The sequence below is a fragment of the Idiomarina abyssalis genome (genome assembly GCF_019797805.1).
Lineage (GTDB): Bacteria > Pseudomonadota > Gammaproteobacteria > Enterobacterales > Alteromonadaceae > Idiomarina > Idiomarina abyssalis.
On record NZ_CP081832.1, the window covers coordinates 582,400 to 602,668 of the forward strand.

The following is a 20,269-nucleotide window of genomic DNA, read 5'->3' on the forward strand; positions in this document are numbered from 1 at the left end:
ACAACAATCCTATTTGGGTAAATCGGGTAAGAAAAAGGAAAACTCGGTGCCTTTACCAGGCGTTGATTGGACAGAAATTTCGCCGTTGAGTTTCCGGGTAACCAGATTATAAACAATGGATAAGCCTAACCCTGAACCACCCGTCTGGCGCGATGTGGTGAAAAAGGGCTCGAAGATATTTTTAATGGTCTCGCTGTCCATACCTTTACCGTTGTCGCGAAAGCGAAAATGGACACCTTCGTCTTTTTGTTCCGTTTGTATCTCTATTTGATGCTTTTCATCGGGTTCGACAAAAGCGTGGTCGTTAGTATTACTGACCAGATTCGTCACAATTTGTGCTAACGCGCCCTGGTAAGTGCTTAAAACAATGTCGTCGTCGCAGTCGATAGTGATGCTGACGTGCTTCTTTTTTACCACAGGCTTTAGACTTAAAATTAACGCGTGCAGGTAGTCGTTAAGCTGGCAGTTAACCAGCTCAAAACTGGATTGGTCAACCGCGGTTTTCTTAAAGTTCTGAATCAGGGTTGCGGCTCGTTCAAGGTTACTGGTGAGTAACTGATACGCTTCGTAAGTATCACTGATAAAGGTCTGCAGTTGCTTGCGTGAAATTGAACCGTTACTGAAACCTTGGTCCAGTTTTTTAAGACGATGCTCACAGTGAGTTACAGCGGTAACGGAAACTCCCAGGGGGGTATTAACCTCGTGCGCGACGCCGGCGACTAACTTACCCAGAGCGGCCATTTTCTCGGTTTCAATTAACCGCTCCTGAGCCTGCTTAAAGTTGTCCAGTGCTTTGGTTAATGATTCTGTTCGCTCCGCTACCATGCTTTCCAGCTGTTCATTCTGACGAATAAGGAGTGCTTCGAATCGTTCGCGTTCGGACGCACTGACGGCGCGGCCATAAATGTCAGCAAGCACGCCAACAAAGGCGACTTCATCGGAAGTCCAGCGGCGTGAGGGTTTACGGCTTTCGCAGCACATTACGCCTATCATTTGACCTTTATGGCGTAAAGGAACATCGAGCATGCCGTATACGCCGGTTTCTTCAAGATAGCCGTTGCTGAGTTCAACGGTTGCCGGGTGGTTGCGGGCGTCGTTAGCGATAATGGTCCGCTCAGTCATTAATACCCGAAAATAAGAAGGAAGTTCGGACTTACGCAGCACAGGCAATTCTTTGTCCTGCTGTTTTTCATCAATTAACCTGGCAGCAGTCATGCTCTGCTTGTCCGGCTGCAATAACCAAATACTGACGCGACTAATATCCAGCCCTTTTAGCGCTGACATCAGGATCAGTTCAGACGCTTTCTCCAGGTCGCCGCCGTCAATATCCGGTGACTTAGATACATCGAGAAGGATATTTTCTAAGGCTTCGTTCATATTCAACCCGTCTTCTGAATATTTACTCACTATAACCCACTGACTTTTAATGTCCATTAACCGACCATAACTCCCCATTTAACGTTAGCCACTGGACTTTTGGATCTTAACTGCCTACAAAGGGAAGACATTTTTAATGAGGCAATACCATGAAAAAGACAACATTAACCTTAGCGGTCGCATCGCTTTTAAGCTTAGCGCCGGTGAGCATGGCACAAGAACAGACCCAGGGCTGGGATGTCAGTAACCCGCAGGGCGAATTTAAAGAAATTGATATATCGGTGAATTCCGGCACCTGGATGAATGTGGACGTCAGCCCGGATGGTGACTACATCGTATTTGATTTGCTGGGTGACATTTATCGCATGCCGTTTGGCGGCGGCGAAGCGGAAAAACTTATGGGTGGCATAGCCTGGCATATGCAGCCTGTATATTCGCCCAATGGACGTTACATTGCTTTCACCTCGGATCAGGGCGGTGGCGATAATATCTGGGTGATGGATGCCGATGGCAGCAATGTGCGTGCCGTTACCGAAGAAACTTTCCGTTTATTAAACAGCCCGGCCTGGAGTCCGGACAGCGAATTTTTGGTTGCGCGTAAGCACTATACCGCCAGCCGTTCGTTAGGAGCCGGTGAAGTCTGGATGTACCACCGCAGTGGTGGCTCGGGTGTGCAGTTAACGGAGCGCCCGAATGACCAGAAAGACTTAGGCGAGCCGGCGTTTTCACCGGACGGTAAATACATCTATTTTTCGCAGGATGACACACCGGGCAAAACTTTCCACTACAGCAAAGACTCGCTGGAAGGCATTTACACCATTAAGCGTTTTGAGCGCGAGAGCGGTGAAATTGAAACTTTGATAAGTGGTGCCGGTGGCGCAATTCGTCCGACACCATCACCGGACGGGCGTTATCTGGCCTACATTAAGCGTGAAGACTTTGACAGCGTGCTGTACCTGCTGGACCTGAAGACCGGCGAACACAAGCGGGTTTACGGGAAAATGGAACGCGACATGCAGGAAACCTGGGCCATTCATGGCGTTTACCCGACTATGGACTGGACACCGGATTCTAAGCAGTTAGTGTTCTGGGCCGGTGGTCATATTCAGAAGCTGAATATTGATGACGGGAACGCACGCATTATTCCGTTTAAAGTCGAAACGGAAAAGAAAGTACAGCATGCACTGCGGTTTAAGCAAAATGTTGAAGCTGACCAGTTTGACGTGAAAATGCTGCGTATGGCGCAAGTTTCACCGCAGGGTGACGCGGTGATTTACGAAGCTTTGGGTAGCTTGTATCAGCGTTCATTACCAAATGGTGAGCCGCAGCGCTTAACCAATCGCGAAGACTTTGAGCTGTACCCACAATACTCGCGCGACGGTGAAAGCGTAGTATTTGTTCGCTGGAATGACGAAGAGCAGGCACAGGTTATTGTTCGCGATATTAGCTCGGGTAATGAACGGGTGCTGAATACCGGACAGGGCAACTTTGTTGAACCCACATTCTCTCCGGACGGCAAGCATGTGGTTTACCGCAAAATACGTGGGGGTTACTTAATTTCCGATAAGTTTGGTCTGGAAAACGGTATCTATCGCGTTGCAGTGTCAGCCAATGCTGAACCAGAGCAAATAGCAGAACGTGGACGTTTACCTCAGTACGGTGCCCGTAACGACCGGGTTTATCTGATGACTCCGGGCGAAAAACCAACGTTAAGTGCGATCGATTTGCGCACATTGGAGCAGCGCGAGTTGTATCAGTCGGAGTTAGCCACTGAATTCCGCGTGTCTCCGGACGGCAAGCAACTGGCTTTTGCAGAGCGCTTTAAAGTGTTTGTTACGCCTTTAGTCGAGCGCGGCAGCGTTATCAATGTAGGGCCGGGAGATAAACAAATGCCGGTGCATCAGCTGTCTGTTCGTGCCGGTGAAAATCTATCCTGGACGGCAAACAGTGACCAGATTTACTGGACATTGGGGCCGGAACTTTACCATACGTCGGTGGCTGAAGCCTTTAATGCTGACACTGAAAGCGACACCCTGAAAGTAGAAAATGGCCAGAACATTGGTTTTGAACATGACGCCATGGTACCGGATACAACCGTTGCCTTTGTGGGCGGCCAGGTTATTACCATGAATGGCGATACGGTTTATGAGCAGGGCACTGTGGTCGTGCGCAATAATAAAATTGTGGCGGTTGGCCCTGAAGCTGAAGTTAATGTGCCTTCCGGCGCTGAGGTTATTGATACCAGTGGCAAAACCGTTATGCCGGGGTTATTCGATGCGCACGCGCACGGTGGTCAGGGCCAGGCAGAAATTATCCCGCAGCAGAACTGGGGACAATACGCGAATCTGGCATTTGGGGTGACCTCAATTCACGATCCGTCTAACGATACGACCGAGTTCTTTGCGGCCTCAGAGCTGCAGAAAGCGGGCAGAATTGCCGCGCCACGACTGTTCTCAACCGGTACCATTTTATACGGCGCTAACGGCCCGGGTTACACCTCGCATGTGGATAGCTTAGAAGACGCTAAGTTTCATTTAGAGCGCCTGAAGAAAGTGGGTGCATTTTCTGTTAAGAGTTATAACCAGCCGCGTCGTAACCAGCGTCAACAAGTCGTTGAAGCCGGACGAGAACTGGAAATGATGGTGGTACCTGAAGGCGGTTCGTTGTTGCAGCACAACTTGAGCATGATCATGGACGGGCACACCACGGTTGAGCACTCATTACCGGTAGCCAATATCTACGATGACATTCGTCAGTTATGGCAGCAAAGTGACGTAGCTTATACACCAACCCTGGGTGTGGCTTATGGCGGTATTTGGGGTGAGAACTACTGGTATGCGGAAACCGATGTATGGAAGCATCCCAAGCTGACTCAATATGTGCCCATGGACTTTTTAGTGGGTAAGGCGATGCGTCGTGAAAAAGCGCCGCATAACCACTACAACCACTTTAATAATGCGGAAGTGGCTACTGAGCTGCAGGACTTAGGTGTTGAAGTGCTCTCTGGTGCTCATGGGCAGCGTGAGGGGTTAGCGCAACATTGGGAAATCTGGATGATGGCTCAGGGTGGTATGGAACCGCTGGAAGCCCTCCGTACAACGACCATTGATCCGGCTAAAGTCTTTGGTATGGACCACGCGCTGGGCTCACTGGAAGAAGGTAAACTGGCGGATATTATTGTTATTGACGGTAACCCGCTGAAAAACATCCGTGACACCGACAAAGTGACTCACACCATGGTTAATGGCGTGTTGTATGATGCCACGACTATGGATCGCTTGTTGCCGGAGCCACGCAAACGTAAGGGCTTTTTCTGGGAAGAATAAGCCCCTGGTAAGAAAGCTATGAAGCTGCCGCGGTTTCGGCGACCACTTGTCGGAACCAGCGGTGGCCTGCATCGTGCTGTAACAGCGGCGACCAGATCATGGTCAGAGTTAACCCCGGTATTTCAAACGGCGGAGCCTTCATGACCAGTTGACTGTCCTGTGAATACAGTTCGGCGGCCCGTGTTGGCAAGGTAGCAACCAGCCCCTGACGTGCCAGATACATAGCAACATGATAATTACGGGTAAACACCTTAATTTTTCGACGTTTGCCCAGTTTATCTAACGCGTCGTCGACCCAGCCGAGTTTTTGTACGTCGTGCGGATCCATCCCTACGCCTACACCAAAGCCCGTTTTACTCACCCAGACGTGCTGCGCCTTTAAGTAATTGTCCAGCGTGTAGTCTTCCAGCAATGGGTGATCTTTGCGGATCAAACAGGAAAACTCGTCGCTCCATAAATTCTTTTGATGAAACGACTGTGGCAGTTGTTCAAAGCGGTTAATGGCCAGATCCACTTTGCCGTTTTCCACATCATGAAAGCTGATGTCGCTGGGGGTCATGATATCCAGTGAGACATTGGGTGCCTGCTCATCAAGTTTTTCCAGCAGTTTAGGCATAAGCGTGGAAGCGGCATAGTCGGACGCCATAATCCGAAAAACCTGATCACTGGTGGGGGCGTCAAACTCACGCACCGGCTGGATCATTTCTTCAACCGAGTACAATACACCGCGCAGGGCTTCCTGCATGTCCAGCGCGCGTTGAGTCGGCACCATACCTTCGCTGGTGCGCACTAAAATAGGGTCGTTTAACAGGTTACGCAAACGCTTCAGGCCGTTACTCATGGCCGGTTGGGTGATATTTAGCTGTGCTGCGGCACGGGTCACGTTTTTTTCCCGCAGCAGAACATCCAGGTAAACCAGCAGGTTCAGATCAATGTCTTTGATGGTATTCATAGCTATCCAGAATAAGTGGAATATGAAAAATCTATCGGGATTATAAATAGGGTGAATGTATAACGCCAGTCTTGTTTCTGTCATTATTGATGATTAACTTGATTCAAATAGAGAGTCGTTGTGACCGGTTTGGTGGATGAAAGAGCATGACAATTAGCCCCGAGACCCTGGCAAAAAGTATTCTGGATGGCTTTCATAGCCACTACCGGCGTTTTCAGGCGCTGACTCAGGGTGCACGAGAACGTTTCTTACGACGCGACTGGACTGCGGTTGTGTCGGCGGCCTCAGAGCGCATTCATTATTACGACCATCAGGTGGGTACAACGGCGAAAAAAGTCGAGCGTCGCGTGGGTAATGCGCTTGATGAAAACCTGTGGCGTGCAACCCGGCAACGTTACCAGCAATTACTGAAGTTTCATCCGCAGGCGGAGCTTGCAGAGACTTTTTACAACTCGGTATTTTGCCGGGTGTTTGACCGTGCCTACTTTAATAACGACTATATTTTTGTAGAAACTGTGCTGGCGAACCACATTCCGGTGCCGGTGGAAAACGAATGCCACTCTTATTTTCCGGTGGTTGACGGGCTGGAGGGGACACTGACGCGGGTGTTTGAGGATATTGGCCTGGGCGGTGAATTTGAAAGCTTTGAAAATGATATTGAACAACTGCGCGATAAGTTTTTTGAGCGCGCAACTGAAACCGATATTGAAGCCCACAACCTGCGCATAGATGTTTTGAAGTCCCCGTTTTACCGCAATAAAGCCGCGTATATTGTCGGACGGGTAGTGACTGAAAATAACCATTACCCTTTTATTGTACCTGTGCTGATTAATTCGCAGGGCAAGCTTTATGTCGATGCTTTTATTACCCGTTCGAACCGCATGGCGACTATTTTTGGCTTTGCCCGTTCGTATTTTATGGTCGAAACCGAGGCGCCTTCTGCCTTGGTGCGGTTTTTGAAAGATTTAATGCCACACAAAACCCTGGCTGAACTTTATTCGTCGGTGGGCTTTCATAAGCAGGGCAAAACCGAGTTTTATCGCGAGTTTTTGCACCATTTGCGCCGCACAGATGACCAGCTTTCTGCTGCTCCCGGTGTCAAAGGTATGGTTATGACCGTATTTACGCTGCCGTCTTTTCCTTATGTATTTAAAGTCATTAAAGACCGGCTGGGCGGTACTAAGGAGTTTGGCCGGCAGACGGTAATTGATCGTTACCGCATGGTTAAGCGGCATGACCGGGTAGGGCGTATGGCCGATACGCTGGAATTTGTCGATGTGGCGTTGCCGCTGAAACGTATCTCTGCCGACTTACTGGAAGAGTTTAAGCAAACCATTAGCAATTCTATTTCGATAGAGGGTGACACTTTGGTGATTCACCAGTTGTTTGTTGAACGCCGAATGACGCCACTGAATTTGTACTTAGAATACGCCAATGACGAAGAAATAGACGCGGCGATGGATGACTACGGCCGTGCCTTAAAAGAAATGATGGCGGCGAATATTTTCCCCGGCGACATGCTGCTGAAAAACTTTGGCGTCACCCGGCATAAACGGGTGGTATTCTATGACTACGACGAAGTACGGTATTTAACGGACATGAGCTTTCGACGCTTGCCGGATAACGACTGGGAAGTGTCTATTGCCCCGGACGATGTTTTCCCGCAGCAGCTGGCGCAATTTGCGGTGCCGCAGGCGAAGTACCGTGACAAATTATTGAAGCGTCATCCTGAATTGATTGACCCGGCGTACTGGTGCCGGGTACAAAAAAACATCCGCAAGGGTGAGCTTACGGATGTCTTTCCTTATGATGCCGACTTGCGCTTTACGCGGAGGTTTTAAACTGGTCTTCCTCGGTTGAGCCTTTCAGTGCAGTAACTGAGGAAAGCCCGCCCTGAATCACGTTGGTCAGCTCGTCAAAGTAACCGGTACCGACTTCCTGCTGGTGCGCCACAAAGGTGTAGCCTTTGTCTGCTGCGTCAAACTCTTGCTGCTGCAGTTTAACGTAGGCAGACATGTCGTTGCGGGCATAGTCATGGGCCAATTCAAACATGTGATACCACATGTTGTGCACACCGGCCAAGGTAATAAACTGGAATTTGTAACCCATTGCGGCAAGCTCGCGCTGGAACTTAGCTATGGTGTCGTCGTCCAGGTTGCGTTTCCAGTTAAATGACGGTGAACAGTTATAGGCCAGCAGTTTGCCGGGGTATTTGGCATGAACCGCTTCTGCAAACTGACGCGCTTCGTCTAAGTCTGGTTTGGCGGTTTCACACCAGATAAGATCCGCAAACGGCGCATAAGCTAAGCCGCGTGAAATAGCCTGTTCAATGCCCGGCTTAACCCGATAGAAACCTTCGGCAGTGCGCTCGCCGGTAATGAAAGGCTTGTCATTCGGGTCGAAGTCAGAAGTCAGCAGGTCAGCGGCGTTGGCGTCAGTACGAGCCACAATGAGTGTTGGTGTCCCGGCAACGTCTGCAGCTAAACGTGCAGCTGAAAGCTTCTGTACCGCTTCCTGTGTGGGTACCAGTACTTTGCCACCCATGTGACCGCATTTTTTCACTGAAGCAAGCTGGTCTTCAAAGTGCACGCCGGCAGCTCCGGACTGGATCATGCGCTTCATCAGCTCGTAAGCGTTGAGTACGCCACCAAAGCCGGCTTCAGCGTCAGCAACAATCGGTGCAAAGTAGTCTACGTAATTATCGTCTTCCGGCGTAACGCCTTTTGACCACTGAATTTGATCAGCACGGGCAAAGGAGTTGTTAATGCGCTCAACCACCGTCGGTACAGAGTCGACCGGATATAACGACTGATCCGGGTACATGCTGCAGGCCGAGTTGTTGTCAGCCGCCACCTGCCAGCCGGAAAGGTAAATGGCCTGCAAGCCTGCTTTGACTTGCTGCACCGCCTGACCACCGGTTAAAGCACCCAGCGCGTTTACATAGTCTTTTCCAAACTTTTCCTGTGCTTTGCCATGAATGAGCTGCCAGAGTTTATCGGCACCATTGCGGGCATAGGTGTATTCCGGCTGAACGGTACCACGCAGGCGCACTACGTCTTCGGCACTGTAGGGGCGCTCAACGCCTTTCCAGCGCGAGTCGGTGTCCCATTGCTTTTGTAATTCTTTAACCTGTTGTGCGAATGAAAGGTTCTGGGTTGTCATAAATAATTCCTTGTTGTTCTTTAATTGTTGCGAATTTTATTGTTATTTCAGTTGTTGGTAGCCGGGCAGAGTCAGAAAATCGACCAGCTCGTCGGCTGTGGTAATTTCTTCCAGCAGGCTCAGGGCCCGGGAAAAGGGTTCGCTCTTCCAGCGCTGTTCACCGACTTCATTTTTCACTACGTCGGCTTCTTCTTGCAGGTACTGCCGGAACAGCTCTTTGGTGACCGGAGTGTTGTCGGAAAGCGTTTTGCCGTGGCGGATCCACTGCCAGATTGAGGTCCGCGAAATTTCAGCGGTGGCGGCGTCTTCCATCAGGCCGTAGATAGGAACGCAGCCTTTGCCGTTCAGCCAGGAGGCAATGTATTGCAGCGACACCCGAATGTTGGTGCGCATGCCAGCTTCGGTACGCTCGCCGTCACAGGGTTGCAGGAGTAGAGCCTGATCAATTGGCGTGTCGTTTTCACGCAGTACGTGAAGCTGGTTGTCGCCTTCGATACCATCGACAAAAATTTCGCGTACGGTATCCGCAAGCCCGGGGTGAGCAATCCAGGTGCCGTCGTGGCCATTGTCACGCTCCATGGTTTTGTCGGCGTGAACTTTAGCGAGGATCTTCTCATTCTCGGTTGGATCTTTGCTGGGAATAAAGGCCGCCATGCCGCCCATAGCCAGGGCGCCGCGCTGGTGACAGGTTTTCACTAACAAGCGCGAGTAGGCGTTAAGAAAAGGCTTGTCCATGCTAACCACCTGGCGGTCGGGAAGAACCCGCTCCGGATGCTCTTTCAGGGTTTTGATGTAACTGAAAATGTAGTCCCAGCGGCCACAGTTAAGTGCAGCAATATGGTCTTTCATGGCATGCAGTATTTCGTGCATTTGAAAAACCCCCGGCAGGGTTTCAATCAGTATGGTGGCGCGAATGGTGCTGGTTTTTAAGCTGAACTTTTTCTCGGTGAAATGAAAAACGTCAGCCCACCATTTAGCTTCGTCGCTGTGCTCCAGCTTGGGCAGGTAGTAATACACCCCGGAGCCTTGTTGCAGGCGTTGCTGATAATTCAGTAAAAAGTACAGAGCAAAGTCCATTAGCGCGCCGGGAATTGGCTTGCCGTTACGCTGTACGTGTTTTTCCGGTAAGTGCAGACCGCGAACCCGGGCAATGAGTAATGCCGGATCAGGCCCGACTTCATAGTGCTTGCCGCTGTCAGGGTCGGTGTAAGTCATGCCGCCAATATTAGCGTCGCGCAAGTTAATTTGGCCGCTCACCATGCCGTCCCAGGTGGGCGACTGTGAGTCTTCAAAGTCGGCCATGTAGCAGTCGACGTTTGCGTTTAGTGCATTGATGACCATTTTTCGATCCACCGGCCCGGTAATTTCCAGACGGCGTTTTTTTAAATCGGTCGGCAGTTCGGCAATGCGCCAGTTCCCTTCACGGATGTTCTGAGTTGCAGGGTCAAAATTGGGTAACTGACCCTGGTCAAATTGCGCCTGACGTTGCTGACGTTTCTTCAACAGGGACTCTAATTGTGGTTGAAAGGTATCGACTAACTCAGCGAGAAAAGACTGATTCTCGTCGTTGAATAATGCTTTTGCATCGTTATCAAGCGGTTGACTGAAGTTAAATAGATTATTCATTTTTGAATCCGTTGTTATTAGTTTGTTAACACGGATTTAGATTAGTTGCTGGTCGCACCATTAGTCTAATTTATGCGGTTGATTAGCAGTATTCAGGAGGGTTATTTTAGTTGAAAGAGGTTCTGTGGCTAAAATTCGAACGGGGCCATTGCGGCCCCGTTCATCTTTAATGGTGAAATGTGGTTACAGTCTGAAAGCTCTAACCAGTTCACTGAGGTCAACGGCAAGTCGTGACAACTCTTTGCTTGATGCGCTGGTTTGTTCAGCGCCTGATGCTGTCGAGTTGGATAAGTCACGAATACTTACCAGGTTCTTATCAACGTCACGGGACACATTGGCCTGCTCTTCTGAAGCACTGGCTATCGAGGTGTTGTGATTGTTAATTTCATCGACCGCGGTTGCAATAAGCTGTAAGGCTTCGCCGGCTTCGCGAGCTACGTCCAGAGTTTTCGTTGCGCGCTCCAGGCTTCTGTCCATAGTTGCTACTGAACGGTCGCTGGACTCGTTAATGGCTTTGACCATGTCTTCAATTTCAACGGTAGACTGTTGAGTTTTGTGCGCCAATGAACGAACTTCATCGGCTACCACTGCGAAGCCACGGCCAGATTCTCCGGCACGCGCAGCCTCAATAGCGGCGTTAAGTGCCAGTAAGTTGGTTTGCTCTGCAATACCGCGAATAACTTCAAGCACCTTGGTAATATTTTTCACCTTGTCGGCCAGTTCAGTTACGCTACCGGAAGAGTCGCCAATTTCCTGAGAGAGCTCCTCTATAGCGCGAACGGTTTGACGGACACGATCATCACCGTGTTGCGCTTGTCTGTTTGCTTCTTCAGATGCTTCCGACGCGTTTTGAGCGTCTTGTGCAACAGTTTCAACCGCAGTGGTTAATTCGGTAACTGCGGTTGCTGCCTGCTCCAGCTCTTCTGACTGCTGCTGAATGGTGCGGGTTGACTCGTCGGTAACCGAGCTTAATTCTTCAGATGTGGAAGCCAGCTGCTCTGAGGACTCCGAAATAGTACTCATGGACTCACGCAATTGGTTGCGCATCGTTTTTAACTGCTGCAGCAATTGTGCGGGCTCGTCCTTGCCTTCAATTTCAATGGTCTGACTTAAATCACGTGATGCAATGATTTTGGCAAAATCTACCGCATCCCCAATGGGTTTAACGATGCTTCTGGTAAGCGTTACAGCAAATAACGCGAGTAAAGCGACCACAACCACTAAAGCAATAATCATCATGACTTGTGCGTTACTGGATACGGCATCGGCTTCGTCGGAAGCTGCGTCTATTAATGACATCTCTCTGTTTAAAAGCTCATCGAGTTTCGCTGACATTTTGTTGGTCAGCGGCAGAATACTATTTTCCCGAATGGAGTCTATGGCATCGGAAAGCCCGGCATTAACCAGTTTTTCGAACTGGTTATTTAGCTTCCAGTACTCGTCATCAAGGGCCATGTACTCTGCAAATAGCTTTTGCGCTTCAGGGTCATCAAGCGTTTTCTTATATTCATTTTGATTACGCTTAAGAGCACTGATCGAATCATTTAAACTCTTTTGATACCTTTCCAGGCGCGCAGGATCGTTAATGTAGGCTGCGACGTTAGCGGAGTGAATACGTACGCGCAGAAACTCTCTGTCTAAATCATTGACGTTATCAACGGAAGGAACCTGCTTGTCACTAATGATGTTTAGCTGAGTTTCAATCGCCCCCATTCGGTTGAGTGCGAAAATGCCCAAAATGAGCGTCAGTATTCCAATCAGTCCGAAAGCCGCACTTGCGCGGGCACCTATGGAGAGCTGTCGTATCATGTGATAATCCTTTGTTGTACCAAAACTCATGGTCTACTACTGGCAGATTTGATGTGACTCAAATCTAAGACATAGTTTTGTTATCGGCAGCTACTGCGAAAAACAAAACGCTTTTAATAAACTTTTTAGTTTTTCTTGAGTGGGCTTTATAGAATCTACCGACAAATATTCATTCGGCTGGTGTGCCTGTTTTATTGAGCCCGGGCCCAAGACCAACGTTTCGCAGCCGAGCTCCTGCAGAAAAGGAGCCTCAGTGCAGTAGTTTACCGCCTGCGCTTTGCTTTGTGATATTTTTTCGGCCAGTTGCACCAAAGCTGAGTCGGTTGTTTGCCGGAAAGCCGGTACCGGATGGTGCAGTGAGATTAATTCAACACAACCGGGATAACGAGCCTGAACACTCTCGGTTGCTTTATGCAGGTGGGCATAAAGTTCGTCGACCGATAAACCCGGCAGCGGCCTAATGTCCAGATGCAACTCGCAACAACCACAAATACGATTAGCATTGTCACCGCCGTGTATGTGGCCAAAGTTCATGGTTGGCTGTGGCACTGTAAAGCTTGAATCTGAATATTTATGCTTAAACTCTTCTTTTAATTTCAGCAGTGCAGAAATGACTTCGTGCATCAGTTCTATGGCGTTAATTCCCAGTGCTGGATCGGAGCTGTGACCAGAGCGTCCGGTAATTCGAATAACCTCACTCATATGGCCTTTATGGGCATAGACCGGACGCATATCGGTGGGTTCGCCTATAACACAGTAGTCCGGTTTGAGGTTCGCAAAGCGGCTCACTTCACGGGCACCGTTCATGGTGGTTTCTTCGTCGGCGGTTGCCAGAACCATAATAGGTTTGTTTTGTTGGCTGGTATCCAGTTCACTCAAAGCTTGCATAACAAAGGCAAAAAAGCCTTTCATATCAATGCTTCCAAGCCCGTACCAGCGGTTATCCTGTTCGGTTAATTTAAAGGGATCGAAGTTCCAGCGACTGGCATCATAGGGAACGGTGTCGGTATGACCGGACAGCAGTAAACCGCCGCTTCCAGTGCCCCGCCGGGCCAGTAAATTGTACTTTCCTTGTTGGCTATTCAGCTCGTTTATTTCGCAGTCAAACCCAAGCAGTTCGAGCCATTCAGCTAATAAATGAATGACTTTCTGGTTGCTCTGATCCCACTTAGGGTCGGTGGCACTGATGGATGGCTGAGCAATGAGCTGCTGATACATAGCAAAAAAAGACGGCAAAGAACGAGCGGTTACCATAGTTTATCCTTAATATAATTATTCACTATTATTGCATAAATATATCTATTCAGTTATTCTGCATTTTTACTCAGGAACAGCAACAGGTTTTTCGCATGCAGTATCAACCAGCGCCGTCACACTCAGCGGCTATTATTGGAGCCAGCGGTTACGTTGGAGCTGAGCTTAGCCGTTTAGTGCAGCAACACCCGGCGCTTAGCCTTTTCGGTTGCTATGTGTCTGAGCATAGCAGCGATGCCGGTACCTTGTTGAGTGATTTGTATCCACAATACGCACATTGTTTAAAAATCCCTTTGCAAGGTCTGACGGATAACGAAAAGTCCAGCATTAAGCACCAGGCAGACACCGTGTTTTTATGCACGGAGCATAATATCAGTGTTGCACTGGCACCTGAGTTTCTTGAGGCGGGCTTAAAAGTCATAGACTTGTCCGGTGGTTTTCGCTTAGACGCAGTTGAAGACTATCCGCCATTTTATGGGTTCGAACACAAGCAGGCTCATTGGCTTCGCCAGGCTGTTTATGGTCTTGCTGAGTGGTATCCGCATGAGATAGCGGAAGCTCAGTTAGTTGCGGTTCCTGGCTGTTACCCGACAGCCAGCTTAATGGCATTACTTCCGCTTAAAAAGGCCGGTTTACTTAAAAGCAGCAAAGTTATTATTAATGCGGTCTCCGGAGTGACCGGAGCCGGACGTAAAGCGTCTCTTGCTACTCAGGGTGCAGAGCTTTCTTTGCAGGCATATGGTCTGTTTGAGCATCGGCATACGCCGGAAATTACACAGCAATTACAACATGAAGTGCTGTTCACTCCCCACTTGGCGCAATTCCCTCGTGGCATTTTGGCCACTTTGTACGCCGAGCTTAATGACGATACCAGCGATGATGACTTAACGAGCGCGTACCAGTGCTATGCGGAGCAACCCTTAGTGCGCTTTAAGAAACTGGCTCGCCCGGCCATTAAGGACGTGGTTCAGCAGCCGTTTGTGGATATTGGCTGGCACCGGCAGGGTAACCAACTGATTGTGCTGTCGGCTATTGATAACTTACTGAAAGGTGCGGCGAGTCAGGCCATTCAGTGCATTAACCTGCAACTGGGGTTGCCTGTTGAAGAGGGCTTGCTATGAAAGTCATAAAACTCGGTGGCAGCCTGTTAGAACAACCGGAAGCTTTAAGTGCGCTGTTTCAGTCGCTGAAACAAAGCGACGATGAAGTTGTGCTCGTGCACGGTGGCGGAGCCCTGGTGCAACAATGGCTGGCAACCGCCGGTTTGCACAGCGAAAAGATGAACGGTTTAAGAGTCAGCCCGGAGCAGCACATGCCTTATATTGTCGGCGGACTGGCAGGTGCGGCCAATAAAACCTTAATGAAAGAGGCTATTGCCGCAGGTTTAAAACCTATTGGTCTGACGCTTTATGAAGCGGGCGTTCTTTGTGCTAAACAGTCAGAAAGTTTAGGTCAGGTTGGGGTTTGTCAGGCTTCAGAAGCAGTGTCAGGTCTCATTTCTGATTTACTGGCTCAGGGTTACCTGCCAATTATTAGCTCTATCGGCTTCAGTGATTCCGGCGACTGGTTCAATGTGAATGCCGACGATGCCGCTGTGGCCGTCGCTGCCGCCTACAATGCCGACTTGTTGTTTATTACTGACGTTGATGCGGTGCTGGACGGCAGTGGAACCCCTTTAAGTCATCTCAATTCAGAGTCTATTCAGGAACTCACCCGGGCGGGTGTAATTAAAGACGGTATGGAGGTAAAAGTCCGCGGGGCGCTAAGCGCCGCAAAACGCTTACGACGATGTGTGCGAATTGGCAGTTGGAATGTAATGAATAACCCCTTTTCAGGCACACAGATTAGTGAGTAAGTATGATGAAACATTGTTTATCCGGGCTGGAGTTTTCTCCGGCTGACACTTTACAGTTATTGGCGTTAGCGCAAGCGCAAAAAGCCTACCCCGAAAAATACCAACACACGCTGGCCGGCAAAAGCGTGGTTACCCTATTTGAAAAACCAAGTTTACGCACGCGGCTGTCTTTTGACATTGGTTTGCAGAAGCTGGGCGGTCATGCGGTTTACCTGAACGAGCAGGGGCAGGGCATGGGCGTGCGTGAAAGCATCGCCGACTACGCCCGAAACCTCTCCTGCTGGGCCGATGCCATTGTCGCCCGGGTGATGTCGCACAGTACCTTAGAAGAATTAGCGCAGCATGCTTCGGTACCTGTGGTGAACAGCTTGTGCGACTGCTTTCATCCTTGTCAGGCACTGGCGGACTTTTTAACGCTACAGGAGCAGTACGGCAAGGTACAGGGACTAAAACTGGTGTATTTAGGTGACGGCAACAACGTGTCGCATTCGCTGATGCTAACCGCTGCCGCAGTCGGCACCGATTGCACCATTATTTGCCCGAAAGGCTATGAACCCAATGCGGACCTTGTGAAAAAAGCGAAGGCTTTGGCGAAGAAGAGCGGCGCCAACATTGTGGTGACGCACGATATTGCTGCGGTGGCAGATGCCGATGTGCTCTACACCGACACTTGGGTGTCTATGGGCGATGATCAACCTCTGGATGCGGTCCGTGAGATTTTCCATCCCTATCAAATTAACGCGCAGCTGGTTGAGCACAGTGGTGCCACTTCGGTGCTGCACTGTCAGCCGGCACACCGTGGTTATGAAATTACCTCCGATGTTATGGACGGCCCGCTATCGCGCTGTTTCCAGCAGGCCGAGAACCGTCTTTATGCGCAAAACGCCTTATTAACCTTGTTATTAAACCCAACGGCAGCAGTACTGCCAGAATCTATGGAGAAAGCCTCATGAGTCACGTGAAGAAAGTTGTATTGGCCTATTCTGGCGGTCTGGACACATCGGCCATTGTGCCCTGGTTAAAAGAAAATTATGGCTGTGAGGTCGTGGCTTTTGTGGCTGACGTGGGGCAGGGCGCCGAAGAGCTGGAAGGCGTGGAAGAAAAAGCCAAAGCGTCCGGTGCGTCCGAGTGCCACGTAGTTGATTTAAAAGACGAGTTTGTGAAGAGTTACGTGTACCCAACGCTCAAAACCGGGGCTATTTATGAGGGCACCTATTTGCTGGGCACGGCTATGGCGCGTCCGATTATTGCCAAAGCTCAGGTGGAAGTGGCCCGTAAAGTGGGTGCGGATGCGCTGGCGCACGGTTGTACCGGTAAAGGTAATGATCAGGTGCGCTTTGAGTCCTGCTACGCGGCGTTAGCACCTGACTTACAAGTGATAGCTCCGTGGCGCGAATGGGAGCTGAGCAGCCGGGAGTCTCTGTTGGATTATCTGGCAGAGCGGGATATTCCGTGCTCGGCGTCGGCGACCAAAATCTACAGCCGGGATGCTAACGCCTGGCACATTTCGCACGAAGGTGGTGAGCTGGAAGACCCCTGGTGTGAGCCGACGGAGAAAGTCTGGACCATGACGGCATCGCCCGAGCAGGCACCGGATAAACCGGAATATGTTTCTGTTAAGGTCGAAAATGGCGAAATTACCGCAGTGAATGACAAAGCGATGTCGCCTTTTGAATGCTTGAATGTGCTGAATGACATTGCTGCGAAACATGGTGTCGGGCGGGTGGATATTGTGGAAAACCGTCTGGTGGGCATGAAAAGCCGGGGTTGCTACGAGACTCCGGGCGGCACCGTTATGATGGCTGCTTTGCAGGCTATTGATGAGCTGGTATTGGATAAAACCAGCCGCAGCTGGAAAGCGCAATTGAGTGAACAGTTCGCACAGTTGTTGTACGACGGACGCTGGTTTACGCCACTGCAGCAGTCGGTTATGGCTGCGGCGCGGTCTCTATGTTCGACCGCCAGCGGCGACGTGGTAATTAAGCTCTATAAAGGCTCAGTGACTGCGGTTCAGAAACGTTCTCCGAATAGTTTATACAGCGAAGACTTTGCGACCTTTGGTGCGGACGAAGTCTATAACCAGGCGCACGCTGAAGGTTTTATTCGGTTGTTCTCCCTTCCCAGCCGGATAGCGGCGTTACAGAAGCAGCAAAAGGGGTAGATTATGGCGCTATGGGGTGGACGTTTTGCGGCAGGACCCGATGCCGCGTTTCAGCAGTTTAATGATTCGCTGCCTTTTGACTATGTGCTGGCTGAGCAGGACATTACCGGCTCTAAAGCCTGGGCGAATGCGTTGCACAAGGTTAGCGTACTGAACCGTGATGAATGTCAGCAGTTACAGCAGGCATTGAATGAACTGCTCAGCGAAGTGCGCGAAGACCCGACGGCAGTTGCTGTTGGTGGCGACGAGGATATTCATTCGTTTGTCGAGGCGGCATTGATAGCCAAGGTGGGGGATTTAGCTAAAAAGCTGCATACCGGGCGCAGTCGTAATGATCAGGTAGCGACCGATTTACGCTTGTGGTGCCGTGAGCAGGCCGGAGTTCTGCAACAGTCGTTAAAGCAGACTCAGCAGGCATTACTGGACCTTGCGCAACGTGAAAAAGACACGGTCATACCCGGTTACACACACCTGCAACGGGCGCAACCGGTTTTGCTGGCGCACTGGTGCCTGGCCTATGTGGAAATGCTGCAGCGCGATAGTGAGCGCTTACAAGACGCTACTGATCGGCTCAATAAAAGCCCCTTAGGTTGCGGTGCACTGGCGGGGACGGCGTATGCAGTCGACCGCGAAGCCATTGCCAGCGAGTTGGGGTTTAGCGAAGCAACGCGTAACAGTCTGGATTCAGTATCTGATCGTGATTTTGTGGTGGAGCTGTTAAGCACCGCGTCGCTGTCGATGCTGCATTTGTCGCGCTTAGCGGAAGACTTAATTTTCTACAACTCCGGCGAAGCTGGTTTTATTGAGCTGGCAGACAACGTGACCTCGGGGTCTTCGCTCATGCCGCAGAAGAAAAACCCGGACGCGCTGGAGTTGGTGCGCGGTAAAAGCGGCCGGGTGGTGGGCTCATTAACCGGCTTAATGATGACCTTAAAAGCGCTGCCATTGGCTTACAACAAAGACATGCAGGAAGATAAAGAAGGTCTGTTCGATGCTTTTACCACCTGGCAGGCGTCATTGGCTATGGTGACCTCGAGCCTGAATGGTCTGACGGTTAACCATGAAGCCTGTTGCAAAGCGGCGCAGGGCGGTTACGCCAATGCGACGGAATTAGCGGACTATATGGTGTCCAAGGGTATTCCTTTCCGGCAGGCGCATCACAACGTCGGTGAACTGGTGCAACAAGCCATTCAGGCGAAAAAGCCATTAGAGGATATGCCGCTGGAGGCGTTTCAGGCAGTGGCTCCGGTGATTGAGCAGGACGTTTATGATTGGCTGACGCTGGATGCTCTGCTGGAAAAACGTTGCGCGCTGGGCGGTACGTCGCCGCAACGGGTGAATGAAGCTTTAAAAGCGGCACAGCAGCAACAGCAGATCCAGGTGCGTGACGCTAATCTGGGGGATATTGGTGCCATTTTAGACTTAGTTCAGCACTGGGCCGGAGCCGGCGAGAACCTGCCGCGGGCTAAAGACGACATCGTGCACTCGATTAACGAATTTGCGGTGACGGAAGTTGACGGTAAGGTGATGGGTTGTGCGTCTTTGTATATCTACACCACAGGTTTAGCGGAAATTCGCTCGTTAGGAGTCAACCCAAAAACCGAGGTACGTGGTCAGGGGCGTATGCTGGTGGCTTACTTATTGAAAAAAGCTCGTTTGTTGCAGCTAAACCGAGTGATAGTACTGACCCGGGTGCCGGACTTTTTTGAGCAGCGGGGCTTTAGTCATTGCTCGAAAGACACCTTGCCGGAAAAGGTCATGAAGGACTGTGAGATTTGCCCAAGGCTGGCCAACTGCGACGAGTTGGCCATGGAGTACCACCTTGAACAGCCTAATGAGCGTCTGATTTTCCGTTCGATTTGTTAGTCATATTACGGTTACTTAAAACTTAGTAGAGCGTTGCAATCCAGCGCTCTTCATTAATAAACGACCAACTCCAGTCAGCCCATTTGTCGCTCAGACCCTTGTTCTTCACTTCATCAAGGGTCATGCCGCTTTGCTTCATGGCATCAACTTCGGCTTTGGTTTTTTTCATCATGTTCAAAAAGCTTTGGTAATCGGCTTTATTTGCCAACGGACCATGGCCGGGAATAATCACGGTTTCATCGGTAATACGGTTCAACAACTGCTCCACATTTGCGATGTAGCCATCCACGTCTCCGCCACTTTTCAGATCAATAAACGGGAAACGTTTATTAAAGAACAAATCGCCCGGATGCAATACGTTCGCATTTTTAAACCATACCGCGCTGTCACCGTCAGTATGACCGTTTGAGAGGTGGAAAACGTAAATGGTGTCATTGTTAAAGTGGAAGGTAATGGCAGAGTCAAAAGTAATGGCCGGCAGACCTGTTTCGTTAAAGCTGTCGTCGTTACTTAAGCGCTCACGCACATGGTCATGAGCAAAAATGGTCGAGCTTTGGTTGTTCGCGAACCACATATTGGAGCCGACATGGTCGCCGTGGAAGTGCGTGTTCAGAATATAATGAACTTCTTCACCGCTTAACTCCTGAATTTTTTCCGCAATACGCTCTGCTACCTGAGTGTATTGGTCATCGACCAGAAACACGCCATCGTCACCTGATGACATCAGCATATTGCCGCCGGCTCCGGTCAGCATGTAAATATTGTTGGCTACTTCATTGTGTTCAATGGTTACATCTTCGAAACGGTCAGCCGCAGCGGGTAAAGCAAAGGCTGCCATTAAACCGCTGATTAAAAGTTTACGCATGGGGTCTTTCCTCGTT

Annotated in this window: 14 protein-coding genes; 7 read left to right on the plus strand and 7 right to left on the minus strand. The window is 50.1% G+C overall.

The window, feature by feature from the left end; genetic code table 11:
• Window positions 1–9: 9 nt before the first annotated feature.
• Entirely contained in the window at window positions 10–1,434 is a 1,425-nt protein-coding gene (locus K5X84_RS02775; protein WP_244994817.1) for a GAF domain-containing sensor histidine kinase, read from the minus strand.
• 92 nt (window positions 1,435–1,526) lie between these two features.
• On the opposite strand from K5X84_RS02775, the gene K5X84_RS02780 reads away from it, so the two are divergent.
• Window positions 1,527–4,703 carry an amidohydrolase family protein gene (locus tag K5X84_RS02780; RefSeq protein WP_222236602.1) on the plus strand — a complete coding sequence of 1,059 codons (3,177 nt, stop codon included), beginning with the start codon at window positions 1,527–1,529 and terminating at the stop codon, window positions 4,701–4,703.
• A 16-nt stretch (window positions 4,704–4,719) separates the two neighbouring features.
• Here K5X84_RS02780 and K5X84_RS02785 read toward each other — a convergent pair whose 3' ends face one another.
• Window positions 4,720–5,655: a LysR family transcriptional regulator gene (locus K5X84_RS02785; protein ID WP_054490537.1), complete on the minus strand. Its 936-nt coding sequence runs from the start codon at window positions 5,653–5,655 to the stop codon at window positions 4,720–4,722.
• Window positions 5,656–5,801: 146 nt separating this feature from the next.
• On the opposite strand from K5X84_RS02785, the gene aceK reads away from it, so the two are divergent.
• Window positions 5,802–7,496 carry a bifunctional isocitrate dehydrogenase kinase/phosphatase gene (gene aceK / locus K5X84_RS02790; protein WP_222236603.1) on the plus strand — a complete coding sequence of 565 codons (1,695 nt, stop codon included), beginning with the start codon at window positions 5,802–5,804 and terminating at the stop codon, window positions 7,494–7,496.
• Here aceK and aceA read toward each other — a convergent pair.
• From aceA to argE, 4 genes are all read right to left on the minus strand, one after another.
• Window positions 7,480–8,817, minus strand: a complete 1,338-nt coding sequence (gene aceA, locus K5X84_RS02795; protein WP_222236604.1) for an isocitrate lyase — start codon at window positions 8,815–8,817, stop codon at window positions 7,480–7,482. The two genes, aceK and aceA, sit on opposite strands and share 17 nt — an antisense overlap.
• A gap of 42 nt (window positions 8,818–8,859) precedes the next feature.
• Window positions 8,860–10,443 carry a malate synthase A gene (gene aceB / locus K5X84_RS02800; protein WP_222236605.1) on the minus strand — a complete coding sequence of 528 codons (1,584 nt, stop codon included), beginning with the start codon at window positions 10,441–10,443 and terminating at the stop codon, window positions 8,860–8,862.
• A gap of 183 nt (window positions 10,444–10,626) precedes the next feature.
• Window positions 10,627–12,252 (minus strand): methyl-accepting chemotaxis protein, encoded by a 1,626-nt coding sequence (locus tag K5X84_RS02805; protein WP_054490549.1) that lies wholly within the window; start codon window positions 12,250–12,252, stop codon window positions 10,627–10,629.
• 90 nt (window positions 12,253–12,342) lie between these two features.
• Window positions 12,343–13,506 (minus strand): acetylornithine deacetylase, encoded by a 1,164-nt coding sequence (argE, locus tag K5X84_RS02810; RefSeq protein ID WP_222236606.1) that lies wholly within the window; start codon window positions 13,504–13,506, stop codon window positions 12,343–12,345.
• Between the two features lie 95 nt (window positions 13,507–13,601).
• On the opposite strand from argE, the gene argC reads away from it, so the two are divergent.
• From argC to argH, 5 genes are read left to right on the plus strand one after another with little or no spacing between them, the layout of a single operon-like run.
• Window positions 13,602–14,627, plus strand: coding sequence for an N-acetyl-gamma-glutamyl-phosphate reductase (gene argC / locus K5X84_RS02815; RefSeq protein ID WP_222236607.1), 1,026 nt, complete (start codon window positions 13,602–13,604; stop codon window positions 14,625–14,627).
• Complete coding sequence (gene argB / locus K5X84_RS02820; protein ID WP_222236608.1) at window positions 14,624–15,361, plus strand: acetylglutamate kinase; 738 nt, start codon at window positions 14,624–14,626, stop codon at window positions 15,359–15,361. The genes argC and argB overlap by 4 nt, the downstream gene beginning before the upstream one ends.
• 2 nt (window positions 15,362–15,363) lie before the next feature.
• Entirely contained in the window at window positions 15,364–16,314 is a 951-nt protein-coding gene (locus K5X84_RS02825) for an ornithine carbamoyltransferase (protein ID WP_222236609.1), read from the plus strand.
• Entirely contained in the window at window positions 16,311–17,522 is a 1,212-nt protein-coding gene (locus K5X84_RS02830) for an argininosuccinate synthase (protein ID WP_222236610.1), read from the plus strand. Before K5X84_RS02825 ends, K5X84_RS02830 begins: the two co-directional genes overlap by 4 nt.
• A gap of 3 nt (window positions 17,523–17,525) precedes the next feature.
• Window positions 17,526–19,388, plus strand: a complete 1,863-nt coding sequence (gene argH, locus K5X84_RS02835) for an argininosuccinate lyase (RefSeq protein WP_222236611.1) — start codon at window positions 17,526–17,528, stop codon at window positions 19,386–19,388.
• 22 nt (window positions 19,389–19,410) lie between these two features.
• Here the strand turns inward: argH and K5X84_RS02840 are convergent, their stop codons facing one another.
• Entirely contained in the window at window positions 19,411–20,253 is an 843-nt protein-coding gene (locus K5X84_RS02840; RefSeq protein WP_222236612.1) for an MBL fold metallo-hydrolase, read from the minus strand.
• Between the last annotated feature and the right edge of the window lie 16 nt (window positions 20,254–20,269).

What these genes read in the sequence shown, in the direction of transcription:
- K5X84_RS02775 (WP_244994817.1), bottom strand. Translation starts at nt 1,434, where the DNA reads ATGGACATTAAAAGTCAGTGGGTTATAGTGAGTAAATATTCAGAAGAC.
- K5X84_RS02780 (WP_222236602.1), top strand. Translation starts at nt 1,527, where the DNA reads ATGAAAAAGACAACATTAACCTTAGCGGTCGCATCGCTTTTAAGCTTA.
- K5X84_RS02785 (WP_054490537.1), bottom strand. Translation starts at nt 5,655, where the DNA reads ATGAATACCATCAAAGACATTGATCTGAACCTGCTGGTTTACCTGGAT.
- aceK (WP_222236603.1), top strand. Translation starts at nt 5,802, where the DNA reads ATGACAATTAGCCCCGAGACCCTGGCAAAAAGTATTCTGGATGGCTTT.
- aceA (WP_222236604.1), bottom strand. Translation starts at nt 8,817, where the DNA reads ATGACAACCCAGAACCTTTCATTCGCACAACAGGTTAAAGAATTACAA.
- aceB (WP_222236605.1), bottom strand. Translation starts at nt 10,443, where the DNA reads ATGAATAATCTATTTAACTTCAGTCAACCGCTTGATAACGATGCAAAA.
- K5X84_RS02805 (WP_054490549.1), bottom strand. Translation starts at nt 12,252, where the DNA reads ATGATACGACAGCTCTCCATAGGTGCCCGCGCAAGTGCGGCTTTCGGA.
- argE (WP_222236606.1), bottom strand. Translation starts at nt 13,506, where the DNA reads ATGGTAACCGCTCGTTCTTTGCCGTCTTTTTTTGCTATGTATCAGCAG.
- argC (WP_222236607.1), top strand. Translation starts at nt 13,602, where the DNA reads ATGCAGTATCAACCAGCGCCGTCACACTCAGCGGCTATTATTGGAGCC.
- argB (WP_222236608.1), top strand. Translation starts at nt 14,624, where the DNA reads ATGAAAGTCATAAAACTCGGTGGCAGCCTGTTAGAACAACCGGAAGCT.
- K5X84_RS02825 (WP_222236609.1), top strand. Translation starts at nt 15,364, where the DNA reads ATGATGAAACATTGTTTATCCGGGCTGGAGTTTTCTCCGGCTGACACT.
- K5X84_RS02830 (WP_222236610.1), top strand. Translation starts at nt 16,311, where the DNA reads ATGAGTCACGTGAAGAAAGTTGTATTGGCCTATTCTGGCGGTCTGGAC.
- argH (WP_222236611.1), top strand. Translation starts at nt 17,526, where the DNA reads ATGGCGCTATGGGGTGGACGTTTTGCGGCAGGACCCGATGCCGCGTTT.
- K5X84_RS02840 (WP_222236612.1), bottom strand. Translation starts at nt 20,253, where the DNA reads ATGCGTAAACTTTTAATCAGCGGTTTAATGGCAGCCTTTGCTTTACCC.